General features: G+C 69.3%; 21 protein-coding genes and 1 pseudogene. 9 read left to right on the top strand and 13 right to left on the bottom strand.

Annotation, left to right across the window (positions count from 1 at the left end; all coding sequences use genetic code 11):
• Positions 1–374 (bottom strand): SRPBCC family protein (locus IE312_RS07925; protein WP_229899277.1); only part of this gene is annotated, 374 nt, incomplete at its 3' end.
• A gap of 116 nt (positions 375–490) precedes the next feature.
• Here IE312_RS07925 and IE312_RS07920 point away from each other — a divergent pair.
• Positions 491–1,012, top strand: a complete 522-nt coding sequence (locus IE312_RS07920) for a winged helix-turn-helix transcriptional regulator (RefSeq protein ID WP_189979648.1) — start codon at positions 491–493, stop codon at positions 1,010–1,012.
• Between the two features lie 76 nt (positions 1,013–1,088).
• On the opposite strand, the gene IE312_RS07915 is transcribed toward IE312_RS07920, so the two are convergent.
• Positions 1,089–1,274 (bottom strand): hypothetical protein, encoded by a 186-nt coding sequence (locus tag IE312_RS07915; protein WP_189979646.1) that lies wholly within the window; start codon positions 1,272–1,274, stop codon positions 1,089–1,091.
• Between the two features lie 880 nt (positions 1,275–2,154).
• On the opposite strand from IE312_RS07915, the gene IE312_RS07910 reads away from it, so the two are divergent.
• The 3 genes and pseudogenes from IE312_RS07910 to IE312_RS07900 form a co-directional block, all read left to right on the top strand.
• Positions 2,155–2,550, top strand: coding sequence for a MerR family transcriptional regulator (locus IE312_RS07910; protein ID WP_189979643.1), 396 nt, complete (start codon positions 2,155–2,157; stop codon positions 2,548–2,550).
• 148 nt (positions 2,551–2,698) lie between these two features.
• Positions 2,699–3,580 (top strand): NADP-dependent oxidoreductase, encoded by an 882-nt coding sequence (locus IE312_RS07905; RefSeq protein ID WP_229899275.1) that lies wholly within the window; start codon positions 2,699–2,701, stop codon positions 3,578–3,580.
• 137 nt (positions 3,581–3,717) lie between these two features.
• Positions 3,718–4,000: pseudogene (locus tag IE312_RS07900) on the top strand (hypothetical protein); the annotation flags it as partial.
• On the opposite strand, the gene IE312_RS07895 reads toward IE312_RS07900, so the two are convergent.
• The 3 genes from IE312_RS07895 to IE312_RS07885 form a co-directional block, all read right to left on the bottom strand.
• Entirely contained in the window at positions 3,928–4,188 is a 261-nt protein-coding gene (locus IE312_RS07895) for a DUF2625 family protein (RefSeq protein ID WP_268254295.1), read from the bottom strand. The pseudogene IE312_RS07900 and the gene IE312_RS07895 sit on opposite strands and share 73 nt — an antisense overlap.
• 359 nt (positions 4,189–4,547) lie before the next feature.
• On the bottom strand, positions 4,548–4,784 hold the full coding sequence (locus tag IE312_RS07890; protein WP_189979639.1) for a DUF8825 domain-containing protein: 237 nt from the start codon (positions 4,782–4,784) through the stop codon (positions 4,548–4,550).
• A 130-nt stretch (positions 4,785–4,914) separates the two neighbouring features.
• A complete protein-coding gene (locus IE312_RS07885; RefSeq protein ID WP_189979637.1) occupies positions 4,915–6,375 on the bottom strand; it encodes an MFS transporter in 1,461 nt (486 codons plus the stop codon).
• A 171-nt stretch (positions 6,376–6,546) separates the two neighbouring features.
• Here IE312_RS07885 and IE312_RS07880 point away from each other — a divergent pair, with 171 nt between their 5' ends.
• A complete protein-coding gene (locus tag IE312_RS07880; RefSeq protein WP_189979784.1) occupies positions 6,547–7,197 on the top strand; it encodes a TetR/AcrR family transcriptional regulator in 651 nt (216 codons plus the stop codon).
• A 290-nt stretch (positions 7,198–7,487) separates the two neighbouring features.
• On the opposite strand, the gene IE312_RS07875 is transcribed toward IE312_RS07880, so the two are convergent.
• On the bottom strand, positions 7,488–7,943 hold the full coding sequence (locus tag IE312_RS07875; RefSeq protein ID WP_189979635.1) for a hypothetical protein: 456 nt from the start codon (positions 7,941–7,943) through the stop codon (positions 7,488–7,490).
• Between the two features lie 546 nt (positions 7,944–8,489).
• On the opposite strand from IE312_RS07875, the gene IE312_RS07870 reads away from it, so the two are divergent.
• Entirely contained in the window at positions 8,490–8,867 is a 378-nt protein-coding gene (locus tag IE312_RS07870) for a hypothetical protein (protein WP_189979633.1), read from the top strand.
• A gap of 332 nt (positions 8,868–9,199) precedes the next feature.
• On the opposite strand, the gene IE312_RS07865 is transcribed toward IE312_RS07870, so the two are convergent.
• Entirely contained in the window at positions 9,200–10,147 is a 948-nt protein-coding gene (locus IE312_RS07865; protein WP_189979631.1) for an alpha/beta fold hydrolase, read from the bottom strand.
• 97 nt (positions 10,148–10,244) lie between these two features.
• Between IE312_RS07865 and IE312_RS07860 the strand changes: the two genes are divergently transcribed.
• Entirely contained in the window at positions 10,245–10,643 is a 399-nt protein-coding gene (locus IE312_RS07860) for a winged helix-turn-helix transcriptional regulator (protein WP_189979629.1), read from the top strand.
• Positions 10,644–10,932: 289 nt separating this feature from the next.
• Here IE312_RS07860 and IE312_RS07855 read toward each other — a convergent pair whose 3' ends face one another.
• The 3 genes from IE312_RS07855 to IE312_RS07845 form a co-directional block, all read right to left on the bottom strand.
• On the bottom strand, positions 10,933–11,784 hold the full coding sequence (locus tag IE312_RS07855) for a hypothetical protein (protein ID WP_189979627.1): 852 nt from the start codon (positions 11,782–11,784) through the stop codon (positions 10,933–10,935).
• Positions 11,785–11,951: 167 nt separating this feature from the next.
• The gene (locus IE312_RS07850) at positions 11,952–13,322 is read right to left on the bottom strand and encodes a hypothetical protein (RefSeq protein WP_189979625.1); all 1,371 of its coding nucleotides are present in this window, start codon (positions 13,320–13,322) and stop codon (positions 11,952–11,954) included.
• A gap of 667 nt (positions 13,323–13,989) precedes the next feature.
• A complete protein-coding gene (locus IE312_RS07845; RefSeq protein WP_189979623.1) occupies positions 13,990–14,439 on the bottom strand; it encodes an Lrp/AsnC family transcriptional regulator in 450 nt (149 codons plus the stop codon).
• Between the two features lie 93 nt (positions 14,440–14,532).
• On the opposite strand from IE312_RS07845, the gene IE312_RS07840 reads away from it, so the two are divergent.
• Together IE312_RS07840 and IE312_RS07835 are read left to right on the top strand one after the other, a co-directional pair.
• Entirely contained in the window at positions 14,533–15,345 is an 813-nt protein-coding gene (locus tag IE312_RS07840; RefSeq protein WP_189979621.1) for an LLM class flavin-dependent oxidoreductase, read from the top strand.
• Positions 15,342–15,782 (top strand): nucleoside deaminase, encoded by a 441-nt coding sequence (locus IE312_RS07835; RefSeq protein WP_189979619.1) that lies wholly within the window; start codon positions 15,342–15,344, stop codon positions 15,780–15,782. Before IE312_RS07840 ends, IE312_RS07835 begins: the two co-directional genes overlap by 4 nt.
• Before the next feature lie 1,151 nt (positions 15,783–16,933).
• Here IE312_RS07835 and IE312_RS44720 read toward each other — a convergent pair.
• The 3 genes from IE312_RS44720 to IE312_RS07825 form a co-directional block, all read right to left on the bottom strand.
• Positions 16,934–17,212 carry a hypothetical protein gene (locus IE312_RS44720; RefSeq protein ID WP_502266963.1) on the bottom strand — a complete coding sequence of 93 codons (279 nt, stop codon included), beginning with the start codon at positions 17,210–17,212 and terminating at the stop codon, positions 16,934–16,936.
• Between the two features lie 105 nt (positions 17,213–17,317).
• Positions 17,318–17,815, bottom strand: coding sequence for an RICIN domain-containing protein (locus IE312_RS07830; RefSeq protein ID WP_189979617.1), 498 nt, complete (start codon positions 17,813–17,815; stop codon positions 17,318–17,320).
• A gap of 246 nt (positions 17,816–18,061) precedes the next feature.
• The gene (locus IE312_RS07825) at positions 18,062–20,449 is read right to left on the bottom strand and encodes a BTAD domain-containing putative transcriptional regulator (RefSeq protein ID WP_368859999.1); all 2,388 of its coding nucleotides are present in this window, start codon (positions 20,447–20,449) and stop codon (positions 18,062–18,064) included.
• Positions 20,450–20,455: the final 6 nt, after the last annotated feature.

The raw sequence follows: 20,455 nt of genomic DNA, 5'->3' as shown, positions 1-20,455 counted from the left end.
GCCGGCCCCAGTTGCGCCCACTGCTCCAGCACAGTGCCCGTCCCCTGCGGGTGCAGCGTGAACCGCCACATGCTCATCGGGTGGTCGGGGTCGCCCACGGCCCACGCGAAACGCTGTGGCTCCTCGCAGTCCACGACCGTGCTGATCGTCTGCCAGTTGCCCAGTGCGGGGTGGGTGCTGCGCCCGAGGAACCGACTGCCGGCCCGCGGGCCGGTAGCGCCGTCGAGCCACTCGACGTGCTGAAGCTCGGCGCTCAGCTCGGGCATCAGATGGATATCACTCACATATCCCCACAGGCGTTCCGGCGGTGCGTCGACGTACATCTCCGCGGAGACGGTGGGCATGTCCGCGTAGACCTGTCCCGTCCACTCCATACCTTGCACTCCTTCCCTCAGACACCTGCATAGTTGCTTAAAGAGACTCACTGGCGCAAGCTTTCACCCCCCTGCTTCCTGCTGAGTTTCATTGAAAGACTCGTACCATTGAGGGCATGAGGCGTACGTCGTTCGCGAACTGGCCCTGCTCGGTGGCCCGGACCATGGACCTGCTCGGGGACTGGTGGACCCCCCTGGTGCTGAGGGAGGCCTTCTACGGGATCCGCCGGTTCGACGAGTTCCAGCAGGAGCTGGGCATCGCCCGCAACACCTTGTCGGAGCGGTTGCGCAGACTGGTGGAGGCGGGACTGCTGGAGAAACGCGTGTACGAGACCCAACCGGTCCGCCACGAGTATCTGCTGACCGAGTCCGGCCGCGACTTCTACGGCGTGATCCTCGCTTTGACCAGCTGGGGCGACAGGTGGCTGTCGGACGAGGCGGGACCGCCGGTGATCACCCGGCACGAACCCTGTGGCCACGACGTCCACGGCGAAGTGGTGTGCTCCCATTGCAAGGAGCCGCTCGCCTGGGAGGACGTCACCCCACGCCCGGGCCCCGGCTACCCGACGAAACTGCTCGGCCATCCGGCCATCCGGCGGCGGTTCAAGCTGGACGAGCCGACGACAGCCGCGGACTGACCTCGGGCCGGCCGGAGACCCGGGGCCGGGCCTCGAGGAGATGGTCCGCGATGCCGTCCAGTTGCCGGGCGGACGTTCAGAGCAGTGCGCGCCTGGTCCGGGCTGGCTTGAGCGGGACGTGCGCGCTCGCCTCCCAGGTGAAGCCCATGCCGCCGTGTGTCTGCAGATTGTCGGCGCTCGCCGCATCGGCGGCGTCGCCGACTGCCAGCACGGCGAGGCTCGCGGCGTGCGCATCGCCGGTGGCCGCCGCCCACCGGCGCACTTGTCATCGGTGAGATGCTCCTCGGCCTCCCCAAGGAACCCCGCCCGCGGCCCTCCCCCGCGTCCTGAGGCAGCGTGTAGCGCAGCTGGTGGGCTGTCTCCTCGCTGGTGTGAAGGTGGTTGACAGGCGTCACGGCTGCTCCGGCGGTCACAATGCCTTGGAAGACCGCCAGGTACCGGTCCGGCCGGTCGCCCCGTCGATGAATGCGTGGCGTCGCGGTCGGCGCCCCCGTCGCCGATCACGAACTGCGTCAGGCTCGTTCTGGGCGCTTTGGTATCGGGGAATGCGCTGTTGGGGATTATCGGGTCTCCTGTGGCGGCGACTGGACCGTGGGGTGGAACGCGGCTGCGGGGTGGACGTCACGGCGAGGGTGTGGGAAGAAATGGGCCCGCGGGACAGCGCCAGGTTGGGCGGTAGGGGGTGCCGGAGGCGCGGCTCCGGGTCGCCCAACGCGTGGCGGCCGGCGTCTCGGAGATGGGCCGGCCGGGCCGGTGAGCCGGATCCGCTCGTGGCGGGGAGTACGGTGTCGCTGTCGGCGTGCACTCGAGGCGTGTCCTGTAGGGGCGTTGTCGAGCCTCTGAGCGCTGCTGATTTCGTCGGGTCGCGTCGGTCGGAGCTGGCGGGCCTGCAGGGCCGGGCCCTGGTTCTGTTCACCTGGCCGGACGGGCTGGAGACGGCGCGTGAGGCGATACGTTCGCCTCCAAGCGGTCGAAGGTGTCGTTGGCGGGCGTACCGAGAAAAGTGCTCAGGCGTGTACAGACGAACGTGCTCAGTCGTGGGACCGGGAGGACAACTCTGCGCCCGTGGGGTGTCCGCGAACGTCCATGGCTCGACGGCGGTCTGAACTGAACCTGGAGCACGCGGGCGTAGGCTTTCAAGGATGCGGATAGGCGAGTTGTCCAAGCGCACGGGCGTTAGTCCGCGCTCACTGCGGTACTACGAAGAGCAGGGCCTGCTGACCAGCTCACGCTCCGGCGCGGGGCAGCGTCACTATTCCGATGGTGCGGTCCAGCGTGTGTCGCTCATCCGGCAGTTGTTCGACGCGGGTATGTCCAGCAGGGTGATCGCGACTGTGCTGCCGTGTGTGGACGTCCCCGGTGACCTGGGCGTCGCGGAGGAGACGTTCACGGCGATGATGCGCGAGCGCGACCGGATCGATGCCGACATCGCGCACCTGATCGAGACCCGGGATGCACTCGACGTGCTGATCAGGGCCAACAGCCGACACCGGGCGGAGCTGTCCACGGTCCCGGAACCGGTGTCACCGTCTGCCTGATGCTGTGATCCGCATCTCAGCCGGTTGCCCCTCACATCAATGGCAGAGGTGAGGATGGCGACGACGCCCGGAATCACCGGGGCGGTCAGACGAGAGGCGGCGGAAGATGGGGCAGGCGTGGGGTTTCGGCAGGTACGGCGGGCCTGAGGTGCAGGAGTTGTTCGATCGTCCCGATCCCGCTCCCGGTCGCGGTGAGGTGCTGATCCGGGTCGACGTCGCAGGCGTGAATCCCCTCGACCACCTTCTGCGCTCGGGTCTGGTCGACGGGTTCGACGGCGGGCGTCCGTTTCCCCGCGTGCTGGGCATGGAGGCAGCCGGAACCGTTCTCGCCCGGGGCGAGGACGTCAACGGGCTTGAGGTAGGTGACGCGGTCTTCGGCTTCGCACTCACCGGTGGCGGCACCTACGCCGAGACGACGGTGCTGTCCGCGCCCAACACCGCGCGCATTCCCGAGGGCCTGTCCGCGACCGTGGCGGCAACGCTGCCAGTGGCCGGGACGACCGCGGTGGACGTGCTCGACCAGCTCGGCCTCCCGGCCGGTGCCACGGTCCTGGTCAACGGAGTCGGGGGCGGCGTAGGCCTCGCCGTCGCCCGGCTGGCTGTCGGGCGCGCACTGCGTGTGATCGGCACCGCAAGTACCGCCAAACGCGAGCACGCCGAGGCCATCGGCGTGCAGTTCATCGACTACACCGCCGAGGACGTCGTTGCCACGGCACGCGAGCTGGTTCCGGACGGCTTCGACGGGATCGTCGACCTGGCCGGAGGCACCTCGTTGCGGACGGTCGCTCCACTGGCGCGGGATCCCCGCAACGTCATCGCTGTGGGTGACATGTCTGTGCCCGATGTCGGTGGGCGTTTCGTCGAGCGTCGCGTCGATCGCGTGAACCTGGAGCGGTCGGCCCGACTGGCCCTCGACGGACTCCTCGCACCCGTAATCACCGCGGTCCATCCGCTCTCCGACGCCCCGGCCGCCCTCGCCACCGTCGAGAGCGGTCACACCTCGGGCAAGGTTGTCATCCAGGTGGCATGAAAAGCGCCCGGCCGTCTGACGCTGTCGACCGTCCGTTGCGGACTGGCGAGAATCCGTAGTCAGTGCATCATCAACTGAGCACGTTCACCATCGGGATTCACCACGCCGCCCCATTGTTTTCGTGTGCGCACCGGTGATTCACCGAGTGGAGCCGGGCTCGGGTCTGCGGCAAGCTCCACCGCCTGGTGCTGGATGAACCCGGGGCCCGGTGTGAGCTCGACTGGTCGCGGTGCGCGATCGATTCGCGCCCGCAGGGGTGTTAAGTGCACTCAGCGGCTGGGCCGTCACCCTCGGACCGTGGAACGAACGGTGACGTGGCCGGCCGGCTGCCGCCGCCTGCACCGCCGCTACGAGCACCAGGCCGAACAGTTCCTGGCCTTCGCCGGAATCGCCGCTGCCTCGATCTGTTTCCGCCGACTGAACCAGGTGACCGGTTCACACGGCCCAGGACCTGCCCCGTTGAGAGCGCAGACGCCACCCAGTACGTCATGCGCCAGGCTCGGCACCGCCCCGCCCAACGGGCTGCCGAAGACCCTCACCCATCCATGGTCCACCAGCCGCGCCCCACGGTGCAGCATCACCGCACCCAGATACGACGTGGCCGTCACCTGCGCAGGGCTCTCGATGGACCACCCCTCCTATCGAGATGACCTCTAAGCCGGTCTTGGCGGCCAACCGGCCGGTGAGGCCGTATGCGGGCCGGGGTCGTGTCCACTGCGCACCCGAGCCCGTCCCCTATGGAGCCCGCCGCGTTGCGTCGCTTTGGGAGACCCAGCGGCAGCGCTGCAGGCGCCGGCCGACGCGCAAACGGCTGAATGCGCCCCGATCCCCGGTCGCGGCCCCGCCGCCCTCCCCCGCCCGTCCCTTCCTCCTTCACACCAGCCAAGGGGACGTGGGCAGAGCAGCCGCAACAGGGATGCCAGCAGTCCGATCGCGGCAATAGCTTCAGGCCGACCGGGGCGGCCGGTCATGCGGCCCGGACGGCTCCATCGGCGCTGGTGAGGTGACGCAGTTCGCACCGTGCCGCCGGCGCCGAGGGGACGGTCTCCCAGTAGGGGTGCCACCACAGCCGTACGGACAGGAGCAGCAGGCGGCGGCGCAGGGCGGTGGTATCGCGGGGGCCGGGCGCGGCGAGCGCTTGGTAGGTGGCGTTCCAGGCGGCTTGCGTCTGCACCAGGTCGTCGGGGAAGTCGGTCACGTCCATACCCGTATTAGATCGCCTGTTCGAATTATGTGTCACTTCGGACACGCCCGAGCGGAGCCGTGGTCGGGATCGCGCCACGCCACAGGCGTCCGGCCGTACGTCTCGTTTGACCGGCCCCGGCCGCGATGGTTCAGGCCGGCTCCTCGACCGAGTGGGAGTCGGTGAGCGTGAGCGCACCGCCTGTGGCGATCAGACCGACGATCACTGCGAGTACGGCGTACGTGATCCGCTCGCCGTGGAAGAAGGACCGCACGAGGTCGCCGCTCCAGACGCCCGCGGGCAGTTGGGTGGTGACGAGTGCCGCGATCAGGGTGCCGACGACGGCGGTGCCGACGCTGGTCCCGACCTCCTGGGCGGTGTCGTTGAGGGCGGTGCCGATCGATGTGCGGTTGGCCGGCATCGCGTCGACCAGGGCGATCGCGCAGATCGTCATCACGGTGCGCAGCCCGATCGTCATCACGACCATGCAGACGGCGATGGCCGTGTACCCGTGGTAGACGCCCCAGGCGAGGCCGGCCAGGGCAGCGGCCAGACAGGCCGCGCCGACCAGGCAGGCGACCCGGTGCCCGAACCGCTTGCCGAGCCATTCCGACAGCGGCGTCGCGACGATCATGGTCACGATGATCGGCAGGTTCGCGAGGCCCGCTCGCACGGGGCTCCATCCGTAGGCGTACTGGAAGTGGAGTATCAGCCCGAACATCACGCCGGCCATCGCGATGGACGTGCCGATCTGGGCGATGGCCGCGCCGCGGACGGTGCCGCTGGAGAAGATCTTGAGGTCGAGCATGGGCGCGGCACTGCGGCGCTCGTGCCACACGAACGCGACGCCCGCGGCCACGGTGCCGAGGATCGACGCGACGGTGGTCGTGGAGAGCCAGCCGTGCTCGACGCCGCTGGTCAGGGAGTAGCAGGCCAGGCCGATGGTCAGGACGCTCAGGACGGCGCCCGGCAGATCGAGCCGGTCCTTGGTCAGGTCCTCGGGCCGGTCGGCGGCCACCCCGAGGCGCACGCCGATGGCCGCGATCAGCGCGATCGGCGCGTTGACCACGAGCAGCCACTCCCAGCGCACGTGGGCGAGGGCCGTGCCGCCCAGCAGCGGGCCGAGGACGAAGCCGGACATGCCGACGACGATCATCACGGTCATCGCGCGCATGCGCAGCGCCTGGTCGCCGAAGAGCCGGAAGACGAGGGAGTTGGTGATGGGCGCCATGGCGGCTGCGGCGATGCCGAGCCCGGCGCGCAGCGCGATGAGTTGCCCTGCGGAGTCGACAGCGACGACGCAGAGGCTGAGCAGCCCGAACGCGGCGAGGCCGACGAGCAGCACGCGCCGTCGCCCGAGCCGGTCGGCGAGCGACCCTGCCGTGAGGAGGAGGCCGCCGAAGGTCAGCGAGTAGGCGCCGGTGACCCACTGCAGGGCGGTGGTGCCGCTGCCGAGGTCGCGGCCGATCGTGGGCAGCGCGATCGAGAGCAGCGTGTTGTCGACCATCTCGACGAAGAAGGCCAGGCAGAGTGCGGCCAGGGGGATCCAGGCCGCGCGCAGCGACGGATAGGTACGGCTCGAAGGTGCAACGGAATCAGTGACGGCGGTCATGACCGGCCTCTCTGAACGCCGTAACGAACGACGTTCGATAGTGGAACGAGGTTCGATGCTAGAACGGCGTTCGATGCTGAGGCAAGCTGTGATTGGATGGATGCCATGACAGGCCCGCGCGCACTCTCCACCGAAGGCTCTCCCCGCGGGCGCAAACGCGGTTCGCACTCGCTGGAGGCGGTCCTGAGCGCCGCCGTGGCCCTCCTCGACGAGGCGGGCGCACCGGCACTGACGTTCCGCGCGCTCGCCGCCCGTCTCGGCACCGGCGTCGGCACCATCTACTGGTACGTCTCCAACAAGGAGGAACTGCTCGACCGCGCCACCGACCACGCGATCGGCGGGGTCCTGGCCCTCGTCGAGGCGCAGCCGGAGAGCGACGACCCGATCGCCGACCTCCGTGCGATGGCCATCACGCTGTTCGACGCGATCGTCGACCGGCCCTGGCTGTCGGCGTACTTCATGCGCAACACCGACGTGCAGGGCAACTCGCTGCGGCTGTACGAGAAGCTCGGCCAGCAGACCCTCCGCCTCGACCTCACGCCGCGGCAGCGTTTCCATGCGGTGTCGGCGGTCACGGGCGTCGTCGTCGGCACGGCCGCCGACCTGGGCGTGGAGGCCCCGCAGGAAGTGCTCGACGGCCACGTGGACCGCGACGCGTACCTCGGCCGCTTCGTCGAGCAGTGGCGGTCGCTCGACGGCGCCGAATTCCCGTTCGTGCAGCAGATCGCCGACGAATTCGCGGGCCACGACGACAGGGACCAGTTCCTCGCCGCGCTGGAGCTGACTCTGTCAGGTCTCCGCCTTCAGGCCGGAACCAGGTGACCCAAAACCGGTCCGACCGGCCTCCCAGCACGCCCGCGCCGCATCGGTGAGCCTCCCCCCGCCGCCTCGGGCAGGTCAGTAGACAGCTCAGCGGCCCGGCGCAGCATCCGGGCGGCGGTCGGGAAGCCGCCGCGAGCGGCGCCGGATGGCGCACCGTCTGCGGCGGCCGAGGAGACCGACGAGGAGCTGGCCCACATGCTGGCCGCCACCGCTGATCCGCTGATCGAGCCCGGGCCTGCTGACCCCTGCGTGAGGACGGCTCGCCCCGGCGGCGTGCTCGGGGCGGCGGCTCAGCGGCGGTTGATGCCGGCGAGCCGTACGTCGTAGCCGTCCAGCATGCGCAGGGTCGCCCTCCGCGTCCGGTCCCTCATGTGGGGCCAGGCGGCCTCGACGAGCCCTTCGGCGTTCAGCAGTTGTTCAAGCACCTCGAAGGAGATGGCTCCGCTGACGAGTTCACTGGGGTGGGCGACGAGGCGCTCCACGAAGTCCCAGCACCGGCCAAGCAGCTCGGTGTCGGGAGTGCCGCTCTCCAGTTCCGGCATCAGCACAGGTGTGCTGAAGCATTCGGCCAGCAGCCGGTACAGCCGCTTCCACGTGTCTTCGGCCCTCACGACCGTTTCCGCGGGGCGGTCGTAGAGCTCGGCGATGGAGTCGGCGGATTCCGGGATCATGCGCAGCAGCAGCGCGGGGACCTCTGCGGTGGCTGTCTCCTCGGGCCGGCTCTCGCCGGCGGGTGCGTCGCTCATGTCTTCCTGTCACGTAAAGGTGCCACGGACGCGGACCCCGCCGTGCCAGGTGCACGACGGACCGGCGTGGCCGCCAGGCGTCGGCGAACGACCTTATACGCGGCCCGGCGGTGATCGACGACACGCGCTGCTCCGGCTCGGGGGCACGGGCCCACAGGTCGCTCGGAGTGTTCAAGGTGTCCGAGCGGGGATCCCGGCAGTCAGTCCTCGGAGAAGGAGAGACAGACCGCAGACGGATGCAAGGTCACCTGGTTCTGGGTGCCGCAGTCCGCTTGCACAGTGGCGACCTCGGCTCCGCAGGCCCTGCAGACCAGGTTCGGGCCACCGATGCCTGTGGGACCGAGGCAGCAGCTGATGGAGCGCATGAGGTCGGGGTGCTGCTCGGTCCCGGTCACGTCATGGGGGTGCACGATGAAGCCGGGAGGGTCGATGCTGAACTCGCACGGGTGAAGGTCCAAGGCATAGGTTCCGCGGGGCATACGGGCCGGACGCGTCCGGACGCCGGGGATCTCTGACATCGGGACGGGTGGCGGCACCTTCACCTTGGTGACCGGTGCGGTGAGGGGGGATCGACAGCGGTCACACAGCAAACGCGGCATCCTGCTGATTCTGCCGATCGAGCATCGCTGTGGACACCGGTTTTCTCGCTACGGCGCGGTCGTCGGCTCCGGCGGGGACACCCCCGACGGTCTCGCCGAGCTTGTCCAACCACACCAGAACTGGCGGGTCGACGTCTTGGCCGAGGTGGGCGACAACCGGGAACGGCTGCTTCACCTCGTCCGGGGCGCGATCCCGACTAACCGCGCCGACGCCGAAGCCGGACGCATGCCCAAGGTGCCGGGCATCTGCCTCGTTTGCCGCCGCGAGACAATGTTCCCCGTCGTGCGGCGGCTCGGTCCGCTCGACCCGTGCTCGATGACGTAGAGCCGGCGGCACTGCTCCTTCAGCGTGTCGATCCCATGCCGCCGGTCCGCGACGATGGGCAGGACCGCTGCCATTCGATCGGCGACCTCACGTGCCTCGGCGGGACAGTCCGCTACGCAGGCCGGCGGCGCAGCCATGGGGCCGCCCCCTACGTGAGGGACGGTTGCCGTACGTCATCCGTACGCCGCGATCGCGACGACGCCTTGTGGGCAATCCGGCAAGGTCGGCGCGACGGTGATGACCCCGCCTAGGGCTTCCGGTCCCGGCCGACGCGCGGAGCGTCGGCTGGGCATGGCCCCTGCTCAGAGGGCGCCGGCCTGCACCGGGAGGCATCACGTCGTCCCCGTGGAGGAGGAGATCGGCGGCGGTGTCGGTGACGTGTCCCTCCTGAGCGTGCCTCCGCCGGCCGGCTGACCGTACCGCCCTTCGTCCGCGTCGAGGAACGGTTCCAACAGGCCCAGCAGCGCGTCCGGGCGGTCCAGCGGGATGATGTGGCCGCAGTCCGGGATCACATGTCCGGTCATCTGGTCGGCGTACGGCCGTAGTTGCTGTTCCAGCGCCCGGCCCACGGGGTGGGCGCCGATGGTCAGCGCGGGCACGGTGAGGCGGGCGCCGGCCACGGCTTCCCGGATCTGCCGTGCGCCGGCGGGCAGCGCCCGGTACGCGGCGAACGCGGCGCGCAGCGCCCCGGTACCGGTGTACGCGCGGACGAACTCCGCCCGGAGGTCGGGCCGTACACCCCGACCGAGCGTGCCGCGGTCCAGGAACCAGCCGATGTAGGCCTCCTCGTGCCCGGCGAGTACGGTCTCCGCCAGGCCGGGTTCCGCATGGAAGCCGAACCACCACGGCGGGCCGCCGGCGAGGAACATCTCGGCACCCGGCAGTTCGCCCAGCACCGACTCCATCAACACCAACCGCCGTACCAGTCCAGGCCGCCGCATAGCCAGCAGGAAGGCGGGCGGGGTGCCCAGGTCGATGCCGACCACGGCGGCCGGACCGGCGCCGAGCGTCTCCAGCAGGCCCGCGGCGTCGGCGGCGAGGGTCCCGGCGTCGTAGCCACCGGTGGGTCGCTCGCTGTCGCCGAACCCCCGCAGGTCCGGCGCGATCACCCGGTACCGGCGGGCCAGCGGGCCGATGACCGCGGACCACAGCCGCCAGGTGTGCGGGAAGCCGTGCAGCAACAGGACGGCCGGACCCTGTCCGGCCGTGGCGACGTTGAGTTCGACGCCGTTGACGGTGATCCGGCGCAACCGCACGTCGGGGAAGGGAGTGACGCTCATGAAGGGCCCCTTGAGTAACCAATGGTGACAAGACAACGTTAGGTAACTAGCCTGGGCTCGACCAGACCGTACTTTCCCGTCAGTTGGTGAGCCTCAGGTGACCTCCCAGGCCCAGGACGCGACCGCCCCGCGCGGCGACCTGTTCGATCCCGCGTGCCCGACCCGTCGACTGCTCGACCGCATCGGTACCAAATGGACGTCGATGGCGGTGAAGGTGCTGGCGGAGGCGGCACCTGGGGAGGTGCGCTTCGCCGAGCTGCTGCGCCGGATGCCCGGCGTCTCCCAAAAAATGCTGTCCGTGACCCTGCGAAGCCTGGTGCGGGACGGCCTGGTCGCACGCAGGGTGGAACCCACCGTGCCGCCCAGCGTGCACTACCGGCTCACCGGACTCGGGCTGTCCCTCGAGACCGTGCTCGCCGCCGTCCGCAACTGGGCCGAGGAGCACATGGCGGAGATCGACCGCGCCAACGAACTGACCGACACTCAGGAGGCGTGAGCCGAGCCGGGTGCCGCATGCCGTGCACGCCGGAACGTGAAAACGTCGGCAGCGCCCCTCGGAGCAGACCGAGATGTCCTCGCCTGCCGTTGTCGGAGGATTCCGCCAAGCGCATCTCCGCGCGTGGCGTGAGCCGGTCTGAGGTCGGCCACCGCGATCAGTGCGCCTCCGAGGGTCGTCACGGATCTGCCAACGGATCCGCAGCTGACGGAGCCAGTGCAGGAGTGCGGAGGCGCTTGCCACGGATCAGCGTTGGGTTCCCGACCCCGCAGCCATGCGACCGGCGCTTCTACCTCGCGGAGGCGGAGGCGTCGTGGGCCGTGCAGTGGGTGTCTCGTTTCGTCTCACCCAAAGGCAGGTCGAGGCCGGCTCCGTGACTGCCGCAGGTCTGGTTCTGCCGGCCGTTCTGTGCGGTGTTCTGCCCGATGCCGGCCACCTGGCCGGCGTCGGCAAGGGCGTGGCCGCGGTGTTCGGGGCCCGACTCATGGCGCGGGGTGTCATCGAGGGCGACGCAGCGGGTGTACTTCCTGATGGTCCCGAAGACGTTGACGGTGAGAGTGTCCGAGGAGTTGCCGCAGTAGAGGTTCTGTTTGCCGCTTTGTGCGGTGTTGACCTGCTGCCCCAGCGACGTCCCACCGAGGGCCTGGGCACGGCCCGTGGATGTCGCCCGCTCGTGCGCGTGGTCGCGTTCGACGGCGGCGCAGGTGGTCTGCTCGTTGATGGTCCCCAGCACGTTGACGGTCACCAGGTCGGCGGAGTTGCCGCAGTCGAGGTTCTGCTCTCCGGCCTGTGCCGTGTTGGTCTGGGGGCCGAGAGTGGTTCCCCCGACCGCCTGCGGGCCGCCCGCATGACCGCTCCGGCGATGTGTGTGGCCGTCGGTGTCGACGCAGACCGTCTCCCGGTTCGTGGTCTTCGCCAGGTTGAGTCTGACCAGTCGGGCGGAGTTGCCGCAGTCGAGGTTCTGCTGCCCCTCCTGGTCCGTGTTCACCTGTCCGGTCAGGGGGTTGCCGTGCAGGATGTCGGCGACGGCCGTCTCTTGGCTCGCCGCCAGGACGGCCCCTGCGGTGAAGGCCAGAGCGACGGCCTGCCGCGCTGCCTGCCCGGACCGGCGGGGTGCCGCGTGTCGTCCTCGCTGCCGCATCGTGATCTCTCCTGCCGTTCGGTCGGGCCTCGGAACAAGGGGGTTGCCGCATCGCCGCGGGCGGCGGTGGCCGCGGTGGCGCGCCCGGGCGGGCGGCGCGCCGGGCCGACGCACCGGTTCGGGTCGTACGACCACGGATGCGTCGGCACATCGGGGGGCGGGGGCGGTCAGCGCGTGACAGTGCCGACATTCGTGGATTCGTCGACAGCCCGGCACTCGGTGTTGCTCCGGCTTCCGGAGGCGGTGATCGACAGACCGTTGGGGTTGCCGCAACTGTTGTTCTGCCGACCTTCCTGCGCGGTGTTCTGCTGGGTGAGGTCCAGCAGGCTGGATCCGCCGTTGGCCTCGGCGCCTCCGCCGAGGTCCGCGGTGCCCACGTTCGCGGACCGGTCGTCCGTCGCGCACCGGTTCGTGCTGCTGGCGCCGGTCAGGGCGAGGAGCGTGTTGTTGGGGTTGGCGCAGTTGTTGTTCTGCCGGCCTTCCTGGGCGGTGTTCTGCTGGCTCAGGACGCCGGCGGCGGAGCCGCCGTCGGCCTGCGCGCCGCCGCCTTTGACCAGGGTGTTCTGGTTGAGCGAGCCGTCGTGGTTGGTGCAGTCCGCCTGGGCGCTCGCGCCGACGATGTCGATCTCGGAGCCGTTGGGGTCGGCGCAGTTGTTGTTCTGCCGCCCCTCCTGCGCGGTGTTCTGCTGAGGGGTGAAGCCGACGCCGGAACCGCCGTTGGCCTGGGCGCCGCCGCCCTTGACGACAGTGCCCCGGTTCAGCGAGTCGTCATGGTTGGCACAGTGGCCGCGGGCCCTGCCGCCGCTGCCGTTGATTCCGACGTTGTTGGGGTCGGCGCAGTTGTTGTTCTGCCGTCCCTCCTGCGCGGTGTTCTGCTGCAGCAGGTCGTCGTCGAGGCTGCTTCCCCCGTTGGCGGTGGCGCCACCGCCCTTGATCACGCCGTTCTCGTTGACCGAACCGTCCCGGTTGAGGCAGTGGCCCTCTGCCTGGCTGCCGGTCAGGATGATCCCGGCGATGGGGTTGGCGCAGTTGTTGTTCTGCCGGCCTTCCTGCGCGGTGTTCTGCTGGACGAGACCAGCCGTCCCGGAGCCACCGTTGGCGGTGGCGCCTTCGCCCGTGACCGTCATGTGCTTGTTGACCGACCTGTCGAGGTCCACGCACCGGCCGTCGGTCTGGGCGCCGGTCAGCCTGACGAAGGCGGTGTCGATGTCGGCGCAGTTGTTGTTCTGCCGGCCTTCCTGCGCAGTGTTCTGCTGGTCCAGGAAGGCTCCCCCGGAGCCGCCGTTGGCGGTGGCGCCGCCACCGCGGGTCGCCGTGTCCTCGTTGGCGGAACCGTCCAGTGCGGCGCAGTGGTTCTCCGTGAGGGCGCCCATGAGGGTGATGGGTGTGTCATTGGGGTTGCCGCAACTGTTGTTCTGCCGGCCCTCCTGGGCCGTGTTCTGCTGGTTGACGGTCCCCACCGTGGCGGAGCCCCCATTGGCGGTGGCACCTCGGCCCTCTGTGAGGTTGTGCCTGTTGAAGGATGCGTCGCCGGTCACGCACCGTGTCCGGGTGTCGCCACCCATCAGCTCTGTCGCACCGCGGAGCAAGCCGTTCCCGTCGGCACAGTTATTGTTCTGCCTGTGCGCCTGGGCGGTGTTCTGCTGGACGGCGTCGACCACGCCGGTGCCTCCCTTGGCGCTGGCTCCACCGCCCTGTCCGTCGGCAAAGGCGACTCCCGGCCCGACACACGTCATGCCGCCTGCCGCCAGGGCCACCAGCGTGGCCACCCTGACCTTGCGCTCACCGCGCATTTTTCACTCCCGATCAGCTCGTCACCTGGACCTGTTGCCGACAACGAGAGCGAGGTGTCAGAGGCAACCCCGACACCGGACAATTCCTCCCAACGGCCCGTTCGGAGCGGATCACCCAGGGGGCTATGACCGTGATCACGGCCGTGAGGGACGGTGTGTGTACGCCATCCGTACGCCCGGCGACGCCCTGCCAGGGCCTCGGCGGGGACGAAGAGGCCGGGGCGGCCGGCGCGCCCTCGGGGCGGTCGGATGTCTGAGGTGGCAGGTCCACCGGTCGTCCGGCACGGCGCACCCCTGTCCTTGAGCGTGCCCTCTGAGCGTCTCTCGTGGCGTGGTCGCCGACCGCGGAGCACACGGCAGCAGGGGCCCGGTCCATCGCCGACGCGGGCACAGACGGACGGCGGGTCGTCGGTCAGTTCGGTGCGATGGGGCCGCGGTATGAAAGGGTCTGGCTGTAGACGACGCTCGTGGTGGTGCTGCCGAAGCCGGCGAGTTCGTCCATGAGGGTCTCCAGATGCTCCATGGAGGTCGCGGCCACCTTCAAGGTGTAGCAGTCGTTGCCGGTGGTGCGCAGGCACTCCAGGATCTCGCGTCGTTCGGCAAGGAGGCGGCGCAGCGGTTCGTGGCGGTTGCCCGGGTACTTGAGGCGCACGACGGCGAGGACGGGGTAGCCGACCTTGGCCAGGTCGATCTCGGCACGGTAGCCGGTGATGACGCCCGAAGCCTCCAGATTGCGGACGCGTTCGGTGGTGGCCGAGGGGCTGAGGTTCACGCGGCGGCCCAGTTCGCTGAGGGAGATGCGCGCCTCCCGCTGGAGCTGTTCGATGATCGCCCAGTCGACGTGGTCAAGATTCACGGCCATGCGGCGAAAGTACCAGCAAAATCACGGAGGAGCAGCGGCTACGCAGGGAGGTTTCGGTTCCCTGCGCCATGATCGCCGGAATAGTCTCGGACCATGCAACTCGGCGTCAACGTACCGAATTTCGGCCCGGGGACTGATCCCGGCATCCTGCGTGAATGGGCGCGGCTCGCGGAGAGCCTCGGCTTCGGCGTCCTCATGGTGTCGGACCACGTGGCGGTCACCCCGGACGTGGCCGAGCGGTACCCGGAGCCGTTCCACGAGCCGTTCACCACCCTGTCGTGGCTGGCCGGCCTCACCACCACGGTGCGGCTGGGCACGACCGTGCTCGTCCTGCCGTACCGGCACCCCCTGTTGGTGGCCCGCATGGCTGCCGGCATCCACCGGCTGAGCGGCCATCGCTTCGTCCTCGGGGTGGGCGTCGGCTGGGCCCGGCAGGAATTCGAGGCGCTGGGCGTGCCGTTCACCGCGCGGGGTCGACTGACGGACGAAACTCTCGGCATCCTCCGGAAAGCCAGGGACGCGGGGCGCCAGGAGGGCGACGTTCCCGTCTGGGTCGGCGGCCACAGCGAGGCGGCCCTGCGGCGCGCCGTGCGGTTCGGTGACGCCTGGCACCCGCTGCGGCTCCCCCTCCCCCACATGCGCGCGGTGGTACGACGGCACGCGCTGCCGGGGTTCGCACCCCGCATCGCCCTGCGCATCACCAGCGCACCGGTCGACGCCTCCGACCGGCCAGCCGGCGTCGGCACCGTCGAACAGATCCTCGACGATCTCGAGCAGTTGCGCCTGCTGGGCGCGGACACCGTCGTACTCGACCCCTACCACGGAGACCCGGAGGAGACGCGCCGGCCCGAGGCGGCATGGCGGGCACTCACCATCGTGGCCACCCACTGGAGCACTCAATCATGATCACCTCGGCCGATGAGGCCCTTCTGCGGCGTGCCATCCGCATCGCCGCCCACGCGGTCACCCTGGGCGACGCGCCGTACGGTTCCCTTCTTGCCGGACCGGACGGCACCGTGCTCGCGGAAGCCCACAACACGGTCCGCCGGGACCACGACATCACCGCCCACCCGGAACTGAAGCTCGCCCGCTGGGCTGCCCGCGAACTCGACCCGGACACGGCTGCCCGTACCACCCTGTACACCAGCTGCCAGCCGTGCGGCATGTGCGAGGGCGGCATCGTCCGTTCCGGCATCGGCCGGGTCGTCTACGCGCTGTCGACCGAGCAACTCGTCGCACTCAACCCGCCGTCGGGCGCCTGGCCGACAGTGCCGCACGACGGCCCGGCCCTTCATGAGGAGGCGCGCGACCCCGTGGCGGCCTATTACCGGCCCACTCGATGACCAGATCCGGCAGTCCGTCCGGCACCGCAGGCCAAAAAAGCGTGGGTGCGGGCAGGCCGGTGAGCGCGAGCGGGACCTGCTCGCCAGCGCACTTTCCCTCCCCGGGAGCGGCAGCCGGGCCCTGGAGGTGGGTTGCGGCACCGGTCGTATCGGCAGAGACCGTGTCCCTTGCAGGTCGTGTCGCATTCCATGGAGGCGGAGTTCCGCGCGCTCTTTGAACGCCATGCCCTGTCCCTGACCGCACCGGCAGCTGGTCGAGCGCATCGCGCCCGGGAAGGATCAGCGTCTCCCCCGGCGCGTGCGAGTGCGGTGGTGCGGCCGTGGCAGCAGTGTGGGCGGCGCCGGGGAGGAGCTGCGTGGCGAAGACGGTGGCTGCGGTACGGGCGAAGCGCATGGAGCAGGTGGCCTTCGAAGGTCCCCAAGTTGGTCGGCGGCCGCGGGGTCCAGCTGCTACCGGACGGTATCGACGGGGGTCTGCTGGTCGCTCATCGAGGGCTTCCTAAGCCGCCGAGGTGCGGAACTGACCTGTCACCCCACAGTGTCGCCGGACTGCCGGGCGAGCACCGCTTGTGCGAGGTACAGCCGCGCCACCGGCTTGGCGACGAGCGCGACCGTGATGAAGAAGCTGACCCGGCCGATCAGGACCGGCGGCGCCCGTGCGGCGGCCGGTGGTCGAGGGCGGCTTCGACGAGCGCGTAACGGACCTGGGGGTACAACTGGGCGTCCCCGTCCCCGTCCGTCGTTTCCCAGATGCCGACGACGACGCCTGTAGTCCGGGTGCCGTGCCGACGAACTCCATGAACTCGCCAAGCCTCGCGCCCCATTGCCACGCTGGCACCGGCGAACACCACACCCAACAGCGTCCACACCGCGAAGTCCCCCACACACAAACCTTAGCCAGCGCCGCATCAAGCAACAATGACCGCACCAGCCGCGACCTCGGGGAATCCGGTCAGGTCACCACCGCCATCGACCGCTCCGACCACCTGGCCACCACGGGGTTCAGGGAAACCGAAGTCTGCCCATATTCCAGGGTGTCATACTCGTCGTCGAGTTCGGCGAGGCGCTCGGTCAGGGGCAGCTCATGCCCGTGGCGCCTGTGAATCCGGGAGGTGAACTCCCGACAGCGATTGCTGCTGCTTCGGTCGACGTCACTCGTCCATGATTCCCTCAAAGGTTCGTGCGGGTCGAGCAGATCTCATCGAAGGTGGGCGTACGCGTCGAGGACGAACCCGGCCCAAACCCCAGTGGGTGGGCCGGACCTGGTGATGAGTCGGTTGGCCAGGAGCCGGCGGACGCAGGGCGGTCGGCTCGGGCACCGGGGTGCGTCGCCGGCCGCGGATGACGCCCGCCGGGTCCTCCTCGCGCATCAGCCGTTCGGTGGTACGGCGGGTCACGGTGATGTCCTCGCGCCGCAGGCCACGGTGGATCCTGCGGGCGCTACAGGACGGTGGTCACACGCGGCCGTGCTGGTGTACAGGCCGCGCGCTGTCCGCCGCTTCAGGAGACGGGCGGAGCCGCCGGCGCCTGGTTGTCTACGTCGTGGGGATGGTGGTCAACTTCCAGTCCTGGACCGACGACTGCGTCCAGGTCCACAGGGTGAGATAGACACCGTTCGCCATGCGGTTGCCCTTGGGAGTGAGGGCCTTACCACTGTAGTACTGCGTGATCGGCGGCGGCTCGATGTCCCACCTCTGGGAAGCTGCGGTGGAATTGCAGGTCCACAGCGTGAGAACCGTCCCGTCGGTGCTGTACGCGTCCCCCTTGGGTGTCAGGCACTTCCCGCTCGCGTCGTTCACGAGCCGCCCGAGTGAATCCTTATGCCATTTCTGGCTTGCGCCACCGGTGCAGTGCCAGAGCGTGATGATCGCCCCGTTCGCCGTGCTGTCGCCCTGCGGAGTGGCGCAGTACGTGGAGCCGGACGAGTTCGCGATGGAAACGTACGATGAGCTCGGGGCAGCATGCGCTACACCTCCGGAGCCGAGCAGGGCCAAGCCCACTGCCGTCGAGAAACCTGCCAGTAATCGCCTCATGTCTCTTCTTCCCTCTTCCGTACGCCATGCCGGGCAGGCAGGGCTGGCCGTAAAGCCACGGTGCAACGGTTACTTGCGGCACCACAGGAGCAGCGATTCCTGCAGCGTCTCCCGTCCGGTGCGATCACGACTCTGGCAGACCCATCTGTAAAACCGCTGCATCGCCGAGGACGCCGGCACAGTGCTCGTACAGGTGGGGTCCAAACGGGTGGGGACATGCAGCGGTGGCGGCACGGTTCCGAAGATCTATGGCTGGTGTCGGACGATGAGCGCCTCGAGGTCTGCCAGGCCCTGTATGTCCGTATCGGCAAGGGCGTCCCACGCTTGCTTCCAGTGGGTCAGCGCCTCGGACGGCTGTCGCGAGGTTGCGCAGATGTTGCCGTACTCCCAATGCGCCAGGCCTTCGGTGTATGTGTCATCACGGCTGCGGGCAAGGTCCAAGAGTTCCTTGCAGCTCTGCTCCGCCGGGCCGTACCGGTCCAGATGCTGCAGGACCCGTACGACGCCGAGCCGTGTCTGTGACTCCACGTGCCAGTCACCGCTTCCAGCTTGGGCGAGCAGCCGCAGCCCGGCTTCGAAGTGAAGAAGTGCCGCACCCGGTTGGTTCAGCGAGAGATGCGCATAGCCGATGTTCCAGTGCGCTGTTTGCTGCAACACCGGATTTTCCAGGCGCTTGCCGATGTCGAGGCTGCGGCGGTGCAGCCGTATGGCCAGACGTGTGCTGTCGGCCTCCCGGAGGTTGCCGAGACGACTCAGGTACACCGCTTCGCCCTGCGCATCGCCCTCACGGCGGGCCAGGGCGAGTAGGCGCTCGAACACGGGGACGGACTCGCTGTTGCGACCGAGTAATTGGAGCAACATGCCAGCGTTGCCCAGCGCCTTCCGTTCCCACGCGGCGTCTCCCAGACGACGGATGAGCTTCGCCGCGTCCCCGGTGCAGGACAGCGCGCTTTCGAGGCGGCCGCGCATGAAGTGGGAGGCTGCCAGGTCCACGAGCGCCTGGGCCTTGGCCGCGGCGTTGTGGGCGCGGCGGGCTGCCGCCAACGCCATGTCGTTGACACGCTGCAGTTCCAAGGTGCGTCCCCGGCGCTGGAGGTAGGGGAAGAGGGCCGGTGCGAGGCGCAGGACGTGTTCGTGGCCGAGCGGCGCCCGGGCATGCTGATTGGCGACCGCCATAAGGTTGATCAACTCCTTGTCGCACCACGCCAGCGCCTCCTGCTCGTCGGCCACCGTGGTCGCGCCATCACAGGAGTACGGCACACGGCGCCGGCGCTCCGGTCCCTCGGGCAGAAGCGTCATCGCGGACCGGCCGACCATGGCGGCGTACCACTGGAGCGCTCGCCCGATCGCTCTGCTGGTCTGACTCTGGGAGTTCTCTTCTCGCGCTTTCTCTCGGGCGTAGTCGCGGACGAGGTCGTGCGGGGCGTAATAGCCGAGGCTGATTTCGTTGAGCAGGGCGACATCCACCAGTAAGTCCATGGCCCTACGCGCTCGGTCTTCCGCTGTGTCCATGAGCCGCGCCATCAAAGGCACGCTGTACATGGGCAGATCCAGCATCCCCAGGCAACGAAAGGCCTGCGCTGCCTCCTGCTCGCGAAGGCCTCCACCGATTCGTGTCAGCCCTTGATAGGTGACCGCAAGCGTGCCGCGCACACTCAAGTCGTCCAGGTCGAGTTCATCCAGGCGTTGGTTGACGGCAGCGAGTCGTTCGGCGACAGAGGACACCGACCAACTGGGCCGACCAGCGAGGCGCGCAGCGGTGATGCGCAGGGCCAGAGGCAAGCCACCGCAGAGTTCGGCAAGGCGGGCAGCGGCTTCCGGCTCGGCGGCGACGGTACCGGCGCCGACCACGGCATCGAGCATCTCGAGGCTGGCGCGAGGTGCCAAGGGTTCGAGAGTGACGTGTGCGGCATCGTCGATTGCGGCGAGGCGCGTCCGACTGGTGACGATGACGGCACAACGGCGGTTGTTCGGCAGCAGTGTGCGCACTTGCGCCGCTGAACGGGCATCGTCCAGGACGAGCAGGACGCGCTTTTGAGCCAGCAACGACCTCAGGAACGCCTCTGCCTCATCCGGGCTCCGATGGAGCGGCAATGCTGCGTCCAGCGACCGTACGACGGCATCCACCAACTCCAACGGGTCTTGAGGAGCCAGCCCCGCTGCCGATCCGTGCAGTCGCAGGAAGAGCTGGCCGTCCGGGTAGCGGGAGGCCCACCGGTGGGCGGCGCTCAGGGCAAGAGTGGTCTTGCCGACCCCGCCCATGCCGCTGATCACCACGACTGGCGAGGTGCCGTGACGCGCCTCCGCCGTGAGCCTTTCCCCAATCGCTGCCAATTCCGGTGCACGACCCAGCAAGAGCGTCGGACAGGGTGGCAGTTGGGCCGGTCGTGGGGGTGGTGGGGGCGGAGGCGCCGGTGACTCATCGGGCTCGCCCTCTCGCAGCAGTTCGAGGTGCAGGGTGCGCATGGCACTGGACGGGCCGGTTCCCAACTCCTCGGCCAGAGTCGCCTGCAGACGGGCGTACGCGGCCAGAGCCTCTGGCGTACGTCCCAGATCCCGGAGTGCGGAAATGAGCAGCTCGTGCGATCGCTCGCGTAACGGGTACCTCTTCAAAAGGCCTGTGGTGGTGGCCACGACCTC

The sequence above is a fragment of the Streptomyces capoamus genome, assembly GCF_014654935.1.
Taxonomy (GTDB): domain Bacteria; phylum Actinomycetota; class Actinomycetes; order Streptomycetales; family Streptomycetaceae; genus Streptomyces; species Streptomyces capoamus.
The sequence above is the reverse complement of the archived record's forward strand: the minus strand, read 5'-3'. Positions and strand labels throughout refer to the sequence as shown.

Bases quoted from the DNA above. Each gene is read 5' to 3' on its own strand.
- IE312_RS07920 (WP_189979648.1), top strand. From the start codon at position 491: ATGAGGCGTACGTCGTTCGCGAACTGGCCCTGCTCGGTGGCCCGGACC.
- IE312_RS07910 (WP_189979643.1), top strand. From the start codon at position 2,155: ATGCGGATAGGCGAGTTGTCCAAGCGCACGGGCGTTAGTCCGCGCTCA.
- IE312_RS07890 (WP_189979639.1), bottom strand. From the start codon at position 4,784: ATGGACGTGACCGACTTCCCCGACGACCTGGTGCAGACGCAAGCCGCC.
- IE312_RS07885 (WP_189979637.1), bottom strand. From the start codon at position 6,375: ATGACCGCCGTCACTGATTCCGTTGCACCTTCGAGCCGTACCTATCCG.
- IE312_RS07875 (WP_189979635.1), bottom strand. From the start codon at position 7,943: ATGAGCGACGCACCCGCCGGCGAGAGCCGGCCCGAGGAGACAGCCACC.
- IE312_RS07865 (WP_189979631.1), bottom strand. From the start codon at position 10,147: ATGAGCGTCACTCCCTTCCCCGACGTGCGGTTGCGCCGGATCACCGTC.
- IE312_RS07855 (WP_189979627.1), bottom strand. From the start codon at position 11,784: ATGCGGCAGCGAGGACGACACGCGGCACCCCGCCGGTCCGGGCAGGCA.
- IE312_RS07845 (WP_189979623.1), bottom strand. From the start codon at position 14,439: ATGGCCGTGAATCTTGACCACGTCGACTGGGCGATCATCGAACAGCTC.
- IE312_RS07840 (WP_189979621.1), top strand. From the start codon at position 14,533: ATGCAACTCGGCGTCAACGTACCGAATTTCGGCCCGGGGACTGATCCC.
- IE312_RS07835 (WP_189979619.1), top strand. From the start codon at position 15,342: ATGATCACCTCGGCCGATGAGGCCCTTCTGCGGCGTGCCATCCGCATC.
- IE312_RS07830 (WP_189979617.1), bottom strand. From the start codon at position 17,815: ATGAGGCGATTACTGGCAGGTTTCTCGACGGCAGTGGGCTTGGCCCTG.